Below are 9,248 nucleotides of genomic sequence, written 5' to 3' on the forward strand. Positions count from 1 at the left end.
ATGGCGTCTAAGAGCGTCCAGTTCCTGCCGGAACATCCACGTTCGCGCTCTCATCCCGGGACATTTAGCACCGCGAAAAGAACGTCACCTACAACTGCTATCTACAAACTGGGGATATACATGCTTCACAGAAGCGTCGAATACCGATCGGTTTTCGACCAAACTGGGCTCGTGCCTACGCACATGTCCAGTAACCGTTCGAACGCTGCTGGATCCAAACCTCCCAAACAGTCCGTTGCCTGGCCCTCTACCCTTTCACTATGCACCTCCCAGCACCTAGCTTCGCTTGTCCATCCGGAAAGACGAACCGCCTACAAGTACCGACAGTGCTCCCACAGCCCGAAAAGATCAATCCATCTATCCAGTCTCGAACCGATAGATTCCTGAATGACAGCGAGAAGCTACTGTTACCTGATCTCACAGCACTATCCAGCTCCACAGCCCTTTCCCTAAATGTAGGGATCCCTTTGAATACGCCGCTGCTTCAGAAACCCGACCTGGATCAATACGCATTCCTACTCGCAGAAAGAGTAAAGCAAATTTCCGGGAATCAGCTTGCAAGCGTATGGTGCACAAAAAGGAATTCAAAAATATCCACGATTTCAATTGACTCAGCCATCCCTGCGCAATCATCCAACATCGGCCAAACGGCAACACTGATAACTCGCAGGTCGTATACAAAAGAACAATTCAAAAACGAAATCCCGGACGCAATCTCCGGACTGAAACCCATTCAAGATGGGCCTGTCGCGTTGCATATATCTTACGTGACCGGGTTGCCGCGCACTTGGGCAAATCTATGGAAACCAACCATCGATGGGTTGGGCGGATTACTCGGTACACGTAACTCGTCAGAACCGCGGAAGGTAGACGCTGGTCGCATAGTGCAACTTGCCCTACATCACCGATCTGATGGACCGGAGCTGGGACATAGTGTACAAATCACTGTAACGGCGTCTTCGATCATGCCAATCACCCTTTGATGCCATCCCCTCAAATAGCGGCCTCAAATTGCGCGAATTTATCAAAGAATAAGAAACATACAAAAACCAACATTCTTAAAAAATCGAAACCTTATTCTTTCATGGGCCGCACTCTGCGCTTTCGATTGGAGGTACATCCGGGTGGGACCAGAATATCCAGAATCCGTTTCCAGTAACCACAGGGCAGCCCTCTGCGTGGCGCAGACGCTCAGCCATCTCAATGACAATACCCATCGACCTGTCAGAAAGTCCGTCCGCTTGAGCGAGGAGTCTCCGTAAAGGTACTTGGTCGAGACGTTCGATCACTTCCGACGCCGTCGGAAAATCAGGATTAACGGCGGGAAGATAGAAATAGTCTTTGTCGACACCAAAGAAGTCGGCGAGTATCGCCACGATCTCCGGAGACGGATTCGAACGCTTCCCTCGCCGCAACTGCGAAATATACGGATGCGAAATTTGGTGACCTCGGGCATTGAGCGCGTCCGCCAGCTGCACTTGCGTAATCGGGCAGCCGATCCGCGCCGAGTGGTCGAACAACGCATTCAACTGATCACTAAACATTTGGTCCTCACAGCGAAAATTAAGGGACCCGTCTCGGAAAGTAGGGACAACATGGGATCATAGTGGCTCTTCCCAGATGACGGTGTAAGTCGGCCGGGCGCGTCGGTCCGCAGATAGACGTCGAGGTCTCCCGACGACGGAGGTTCCTACGCCATCCATCCGAAAGACCTCGACGTGTCCGACGCTACCCCGCCGGCCGGCTTCGGCCGCCCTGACCTGACCGCCTTCGCGTCTCATCCCAATCGACCCTGATCGAGTCTGCTGACCCCCTCGACGAGAACGCAGCGACATCACAGCCACCCAACCCCGACCGTCCGGGAAGCCGGGACACGTCACATGGCCTGTGCTGCGGGCGTGTCGAGTGGGTCGTCCAGGGGCGACGCAGGAGCGTCGACGCGACGTGCTGAGAGGTGGTTCCAACCGAGCACTAGGACACCGGCTACAGGCATGGCGATAGGTCAGGAACGGCGTCGCTCCCTACGCAGGAGGGAGCGCAGAGTCTCGGCGTTCGCGTAGCCGACCCGTAGCGCGATCTCGGCGGAGGTGAGGTCCGTGGTTGCTGAGAGGTGCCGAGCTCGTTCGATGCGAAGCCGTTGGACGAAGCCGAGCGGAGTGAGGTTGAGCGCCGCACGGACTCGTCGTTCGAGGGTGCGCCGGCTGGTGCCGAGCGACTGCGCGACGAAGGCGACGTTGAACGGTTCGTCCAGGCGGGCGCGCACGAAGCGTTCGAACTCGACGACGATCGGGTCCTCGTGCCGGAGATGTTCGTAGGCGACGAAGGCCGCCTGCGACGGACGCTCGTCGATGATGAGGAGCTTGGCGACATGTTGGGCCAGATCGGGGCTGATCGATCGCACGAGTGAGAGCGCGAGGTCGATGTGGGCGAACGCGGCGCCGGCGGTGACGAGGTTCCCGTCGACCACGACCATGGTGTCGAGATCGAGGGCGACGGTCGGATAGCGCTTCAGGAACTCCGGCCCCAGGAACCAGCTGGTCGTCGCCCGCCGATGATGCATCCGTCCGGTCTCGGCGACAGCGAACACGCCGGTGCACGCCGCGGCGATCCGGGTGGTCGCGTCGTCGAGGCGCCCGAGCGAGGCGATGACCGAACGAGCATCTCGGCTCTGGAGGGCGTCGTTGGTAGCGGCGGCCGTGAGGGTTCCAAGCGCAGGGACGACGACCACGTCGAACTCTGCGGACTCCGACAGCGGGTGGTCCACCGACAGGGTCATCGATGCCGTCGTGGTCACTCTCCGTTTCGGTCCGAGGATGGCGAGTTCGATCGGGTCGATCCGCGGGTCGACATCGCCGCGGGCTCCGTCGGCCACCCGCACGATGTCGATGACCGACGCGACAGCCGAACCGAAGCAGCCGTCGATCGCGATCAGTCCGATACGCATGGCGCGAACAATAGCAATACTGCCGTATACGCCACTTCTCACATGCCCTTGCTCGTCATACGCTTAACTCGCTTCACCAAGAAACCTCGACACCTAGGTGTACGAGGCACGGACGTTAGTTACGCGATGCCGGCGGTAAGCGGCGGGCGGTCGTCCTCCGCGTGTTGAATGCGGTCGGTGGTAATTGTAGTGAACATTCCAGATTTCGACGGCAGTGCGCCGCTCAGCTTCGCTGGTGTACTCGCGGGAGTACAGCAGTTCTTCGGCGAGGATACGGTTGTAGCGTTCGACCTTCCCGTTATGTTTCGGGGTGTACGGCTTGATCCGGTAGTGCCGCGCTTCGCGTAATGAAACGGTGAAATCTGCTGCCCGGTAGCATGATCCGTTGTCGGTGATCACGCGCTCGATACGGGTGATGCCGTGGGCGGCGAAGAAGACGCGGGCGTTGTTCATGAAATCGATGGCTGTTGCTGCGGTTTCGTTGTCGCGGGCTTCGGTGTACGCCAGGCGGGTGTTGCCGTCGATCGCGGAATGCAGGTAGGTGTAGCCGATGCGGGCCTGCTTGTTCTTCGTTTTCCGGCGTTGGGATCGTTTGGCCTTGTCGGAGCCGCGGCCGTGGGCACGCCACCCGCCGCCGTCCGGGATCTTCCCGACTTTCTTGACGTCGACGTGGACCATCTGACCAGGTCGCTTGGCGGCGATGACCTGGGGTTTTCGGTTGGTTTCGCCGTTCGGGTCGATGAACCGGCGGCGGTGCAATCCCAGGTTCCGCAGGATTTTCGTGACAGACCGGCGAGCAATGGTGATGCCGTCGGTACGCAGCTCGAACGTGATTCGCGAGGCCGACCATTTCCGGGTTCGGCGCATGGACTCGATCTCGACCATGATCTCCGCCGGCGTGGCGTTCGGGTGGTGTTTCGGTGCGCTGGATCGGTCCTGAATTCCCAGGTCACCGTACTTGCGATACCTATTGACCCACTTGGAAGCGCATTGTCGGGAGATGCCCATTTCTGCGGCGACGTGGGCGATCGGACGACTCTGGCACCGCTCGATCAGGCGTCGTCTTCCTTCCACAGTGAGTGGGGCATTACGGTGTGTCACAGGGCTGGTCCCTTTGCTGTTGATGGTCAGTTTCGCAACTTCCATCCTGCCGCGAAGGACCAGCCCGTCCACTTCAATCCCGCGTCAGCAACGTCCATACCCGCAACAGCTAGGCCGATGACCGTTTCGTTTCCTTGATCGCTACGGGATCATCCTGGCGGACGATAAATGCCGAGGACTTTTGCAGCGTGAACGGTGGAAAGGAGCCGTGGCGTCTCGATTGCATCGGCGATGCGGTCGAAGTCAGCGGCGGTCAGCACACGCAGGGACAGCAAACCTAAGGTGTACGTGTCGAGAATTTCCAGCGCAGCGGTGGTGGCCTGCCGGACGGATACGGCAGGAATGGTGAATACGACTTCGACCCAGCCGAGTTCCGAGCGCTGGACGGCACCGTGGTGATCGATTATGGGCGGGAGAAGTTCACCGCTGACGTTCTCGTCGAATTGCATGTCGAGTTCGGCGACGACGACATACGCCTGTTGCGTCACAGGATTCGAACCCTCTCATTGTCACGGTCGGTAGTGAATTCAGGACGGGCGAGAGTAGATCGGGGTGCTGCCTAAACTCAAACCCTTCGTTCGGCCGCAACCCCTTCGATCCAGAAAGTCGTTGCGGCTGAACAAGCTTAATTCAGTGCATCGCCAGACCGAACCAGGCCGACGCTCCTAGCAGTAGGAGCGCAATGAGGATGACGGCGCGGGTGGTGTAAACGTGTCGCATCAGGACTCCGATCAGACGAAAACGAATCGTTCGGTGTGAAGATTTTGCGCCGGCACTCCCAGCTCGGTCAGTGACTCCTCGACAGCATTGAGCATCGGGGCGGGCCCACAGGTGAAGTACTGCAGTCGCTGATAGCGATCAGGCAGGTGGCGGACGATCATTTCGCGATCGAGGTAGCCTTGTTCACCGGTCCACCCTTCGGGTGGCGTCATCAGGATATTGACGATGGTGAGGTTCAAACGACGTTTAAGGCTTTCTAGTTCCTCGTCGAATGTGATGTCGTCGAGTGAGCGGCTGGCGTAGTACAGCAGATACGGTCGATTGTCGCTGCGGTCAGCCATGGTGCGCAGAATGCTGATCATCGGAGTAATACCGACACCTCCTGCGATGAGAACGAATCCCGGTCCTTCATTGCGATCTGGCGTGAAGACGCCGTGCGGCCCGTCGATGTATGCGCGGGTGCCCGGGGCGATAGTTCGGACGGTGGAGGTGAAGTCGCCGAGCGCCTTGATCGTCATGGACAGCACTGACGCGTTCTCGGCACTCGACGAAAACGAGAACGGATGTGACGTCACCGAAAACGGTGACCGATCGACGGTCAGCCAGCCGAACTGCCCGGGCTCGAACCGGAAACCCTTGTGCCCGACTGGGATCATCGTCAACGTCACGGCGTCACCGCGTTCGTGGACCACGGACTTGATCTTCCAGGGGCGACGAAGGCGCTCGAGCGGCCGGATCACCCGAACCCACAGCAACAGCAAGATCAACGCGCAGGTCATGATCGCCCACAACCATTTCTTCCAGGCATGGTCGACGTAATATCCGACCAGGAACACGTGCGCCACGGCGAAGGCGACAACTATCACCGAGATCGCCCCGTGGAGCACTTGCCACACCTCGTAGCGAATATTCATCCGCCGTCTCCAGATCGAGGTGGCAATGAGCACCAGCAGCAGCACTGTCGAGGTGACCGCGAACCGTGCACGCCAGGGGGCGTGCGCAAGGTTGAGCAGTCCGACGATGTCGATTCCCGCCAGCTGCAGGAGGATCGGGTGCGCCAAGATGAACGCCAAGGCGACATAGGAGATCTCGCGATGAAATTGAACTAGGGCATCTTCGCCGAAGGGTTCAGCCGCTGCCTGGAAGCGTGCCACCAGTGCGAACTGCATCCCCATCATCGACAGCCCGATAAAGCCAAGTGCGACAGAGAATTCGGTCAGGAAACCCCGACCCGGACCGGGGTGACCGAGCACCGCGAACACTAGCGGCATTACTGCCACTGCCAAGTAGAGTCCAATCCAGGCGACCGCACGTGTTAGCAATGTCGTCATCGAAAATATCCTACTCATCACGATAGGTCGGAAGGTTCGGCACGAAGATTATCGGATAGTCACCGAAGCGGAACGCTACTCCTAACGCGCCAGAACAAGAACATTAGGCATACGACTTTCGACTGACCTGAACGGTAAGAATTTTCAGCTCCACAATCGGGAGGGACGAGCGGGACGCTTTCGGATCGCCGGGGGCGATGCTGGTAATCCGTTAAGCCCGAGCCGAACAGCAGTGGCGGACGCTGGTAACTCAGCCTCATTGAAGGTCGCACACCCACAAACAATCGGATTGCGATGTTGCCCGACGCTATCTGCGGGCTGCGGAAGACCGCGAGTTACTGGCCCAGTACCTGGGTGAGTCCATGATCTGGTGCGGCAGAGCGCGTGGTCGGGTGTAGTGCCACCGGAGAGTGGCCAAGTCGGGCGCAGCTGTGACCTCTCGACCGTCGCCCGGGCCCGGCACGATTCCGAGCGCCATCAATAACATTCCAGTTGAGGCACCCGGCATCGGTGCGCGAAAGTCGTAGCTGATCCTTCTCTATCCACTGTGTGAACGGCGTTGTTCGACGGTCAACGCGAGGGCCGTGACAGCTAGGTCGCTGGTGCTTGTGACATCGAGCCCAGTGAGGGTGGTGAAGTCCCGAAGGCGTCGGCGCACCGTGTTTCGGTGCCTGTGTGTGCGTTCGGCGATGTTCGCGATAGTTCCCCCGTACGCGACCAGGTCGCCGACAGTCTCCAACAGAGCGGTGCGCTCGTACTCGCTCAGCATTTGTAGTGGACCGAACACTGCCTTGTGCACAGCATCGGCTACTTCGGCGTTTCCAGCTGCGATAGTGTGCAACCAGGTCTCGCGCACATGGCGCACCCCTGGAGTGACTCGGCCTTCGACTGTGGTCCGTGCAAGGCGAATTGCGCCAGGAACGTGTGCGAGTCCCTCGGCGTCCACCACGGTGCAGACGTGGTCCTCCAGTGCGACAAGATAGTCGATGAGGTTGGTTCTGGTATTCGGACGGTGAACGATCGCACGTAACTCATGTCCGTACCAACCGAAATGGTGAGCGATGCCGCTGGAACTCAATCGATGGGCGCAGCCGCCGATTAGCTCGGGTTGGGGAACGCCAAAATCCCCGACAGGACACAGGAATGTACCCGAGACTGGCAGGCCGAGAATCTGGGCGGCGTTGTCAACGGCGACGTGATTAGCTGCTCCGTCTATGAGCAGTTGGTCGAATGCCTCGGCTCGAATCTCCTCGAGTCCTCCTTGAGCAACTTGGTAGCCGCGCACCATTTCCTCGGTGCTCGTTTCGACCGTCTCCCACACTATGACCGACAACAGTTCGAGGAAGTCGGTTCGCGCAGCGAGATCAAGGTATCGGCCTTCGGCGATGAGTGCATCCCACAGCGTGCGTAGGTCGATTCGAAACGAATGGAGCACGGTCGGCAGCGGTACGTGCTGTTGCGCCCGGATGGTCCCAACGTCCAACGCAGCGGTGAGCAAGGCTTGCGGGCACAGGGTCGCCGACCAACGACTCGATCGGGCATCTCGCCTCGGTGCCAACCGCACCCTGGCGCCCTCGGACACTCTCGGTGACGACGTCGCCGACGCTGGGACTGTTTCGTAATCGGTGTTTTGGCCCGAGACGCTGAGTGAATGCTCGGCGAGGAGGTGCCGAGATGACGACACTGGAGAATGTGACGAAGAAGAGGGCCGAGCCCTCCGCGGAAGCTGCGGCGGCCGCGGAGTTGGTGCGCCTGGCCAAGGAGCAGGGCCTGTCGCTGACCGGGCCGGACGGTTTGCTCAAGCAGTTCACCAAAACCGTTCTGGAAACCGCACTGAACGAGGAGATGACCGAGCACCTCGGGCACGACAAGAACCAAGCTCCGGCCGATCGGGAGTCTACGAATATTCGCAACGGGACTCGGTCGAAAACGGTGTTGACCGAGGCCAGTGGGCATGTCCCGATCGAGGTCCCTCGTGATCGGGAAGGGACGTTCGAGCCGCAGATCGTCAAGAAACGCCAACGTCGATTGAACGGGGTCGATGAGATCGTGTTGTCGTTGTACGCCAAAGGATTAACGACTGGTGAAATCAGTTCGCATTTCGCTGAAATCTACGGGGCCTCGGTCTCGAAGGAGACCATCTCGCGGATCACCGACAAGGTCCTCGAGGAGATGCAGGACTGGTCTGCCCGTCCGCTCGACGAGGTGTACGCGGCAGTTTTCGTCGATGCGATCGTCGTCAAAGTTCGAGACGGGCAGGTCGCAAACCGGCCGATCTACGCGGCGATCGGCGTCAGTCTCGACGGACGGCGCGACGTGCTCGGATTGTGGGCCGGCACCGGCGGTGAGGGCGCCAAATTCTGGATGTCCGTGCTGACGGACATTCGCAATCGCGGCACTCGGGATGTGTTCTTCCTGGTCTGCGACGGATTGAAAGGCCTGCCGGAAGTCGTCGAGAACGTATGGCCGGCCACGACGGTACAAACGTGCGTCGTGCATTTGATCCGCAACACCTTTCGGCTCTCGGGACGTCAACACTGGGACGCACTCAAACACGATCTCAGACCGATCTACACGGCACCGACCGAGGCTGCCGCTCACGCGGGGCTGGACGATCTCGCCGAGCACTGGGGTGAGAGGTATCCGGCGATCATCCGATTGTGGACCAACGCTTGGCAGGAGTTCATTCCGTTCCTCGATTACGACACAGAGATACGGCGAGTGCTCTGCTCTACCAACGCGATTGAGTCCCTCAATGCCCGCTATCGGAGGGCGGTGAAAGCTCGTGGCCATTTCCCTACCGAGGCGGCTGCGCTGAAGTGTCTGTATTTGGTGACACGTTCGCTCGACCCGACAGGCAAGGGCCAGGCACGATGGATAACGAGGTGGAAGCCCGCTCTGAACGCGTTTGCGATCACGTTCGCCGATCGTTGGCCGGGATCGGAAACTTACTGATGGAAATCCGCCGAAACACCGTTAAAGAGATAGACCCGCGGCACGGCGACCACGACTGCAGCGACGCTCACCGTCACCTCTGTCACGCCGCCGGGCTGCGGCGGGACTGTCTGAATAACGGTGGATCCGGTCCTTGATTCAACACGCCGAGCTGAGCTTGGCGGGAAGGATCGACGATGACCGAAACACTTGATCCC

General features: G+C 59.4%; 7 protein-coding genes. 1 reads left to right on the forward strand and 6 read right to left on the reverse strand.

Going from position 1 to position 9,248, the window contains the following annotated elements; genetic code table 11:
• Positions 1–1,082: 1,082 nt before the first annotated feature.
• The 6 genes from ACH4F2_RS34895 to ACH4F2_RS34920 form a co-directional block, all read right to left on the reverse strand.
• Entirely contained in the window at positions 1,083–1,544 is a 462-nt protein-coding gene (locus ACH4F2_RS34895; protein WP_050794073.1) for a helix-turn-helix transcriptional regulator, read from the reverse strand.
• A gap of 458 nt (positions 1,545–2,002) precedes the next feature.
• Positions 2,003–2,944: a GlxA family transcriptional regulator gene (locus tag ACH4F2_RS34900; protein ID WP_003941078.1), complete on the reverse strand. Its 942-nt coding sequence runs from the start codon at positions 2,942–2,944 to the stop codon at positions 2,003–2,005.
• Between the two features lie 93 nt (positions 2,945–3,037).
• Positions 3,038–4,045 (reverse strand): IS481 family transposase, encoded by a 1,008-nt coding sequence (locus ACH4F2_RS34905; RefSeq protein WP_352030458.1) that lies wholly within the window; start codon positions 4,043–4,045, stop codon positions 3,038–3,040.
• A 149-nt stretch (positions 4,046–4,194) separates the two neighbouring features.
• Entirely contained in the window at positions 4,195–4,533 is a 339-nt protein-coding gene (locus ACH4F2_RS34910; protein WP_166814094.1) for a DNA-binding protein, read from the reverse strand.
• A gap of 243 nt (positions 4,534–4,776) precedes the next feature.
• Positions 4,777–6,096: a ferric reductase-like transmembrane domain-containing protein gene (locus ACH4F2_RS34915; RefSeq protein WP_166814096.1), complete on the reverse strand. Its 1,320-nt coding sequence runs from the start codon at positions 6,094–6,096 to the stop codon at positions 4,777–4,779.
• 538 nt (positions 6,097–6,634) lie between these two features.
• Positions 6,635–7,594: a helix-turn-helix domain-containing protein gene (locus ACH4F2_RS34920; protein WP_350835266.1), complete on the reverse strand. Its 960-nt coding sequence runs from the start codon at positions 7,592–7,594 to the stop codon at positions 6,635–6,637.
• A 176-nt stretch (positions 7,595–7,770) separates the two neighbouring features.
• Between ACH4F2_RS34920 and ACH4F2_RS34925 the strand changes: the two genes are divergently transcribed.
• Positions 7,771–9,051, forward strand: coding sequence for an IS256 family transposase (locus ACH4F2_RS34925; protein ID WP_030537341.1), 1,281 nt, complete (start codon positions 7,771–7,773; stop codon positions 9,049–9,051).
• Positions 9,052–9,248: the final 197 nt, after the last annotated feature.

It is taken from the genome of Streptomyces sp. NPDC017890 (assembly GCF_044328675.1).
Lineage (GTDB): Bacteria > Actinomycetota > Actinomycetes > Streptomycetales > Streptomycetaceae > Streptomyces.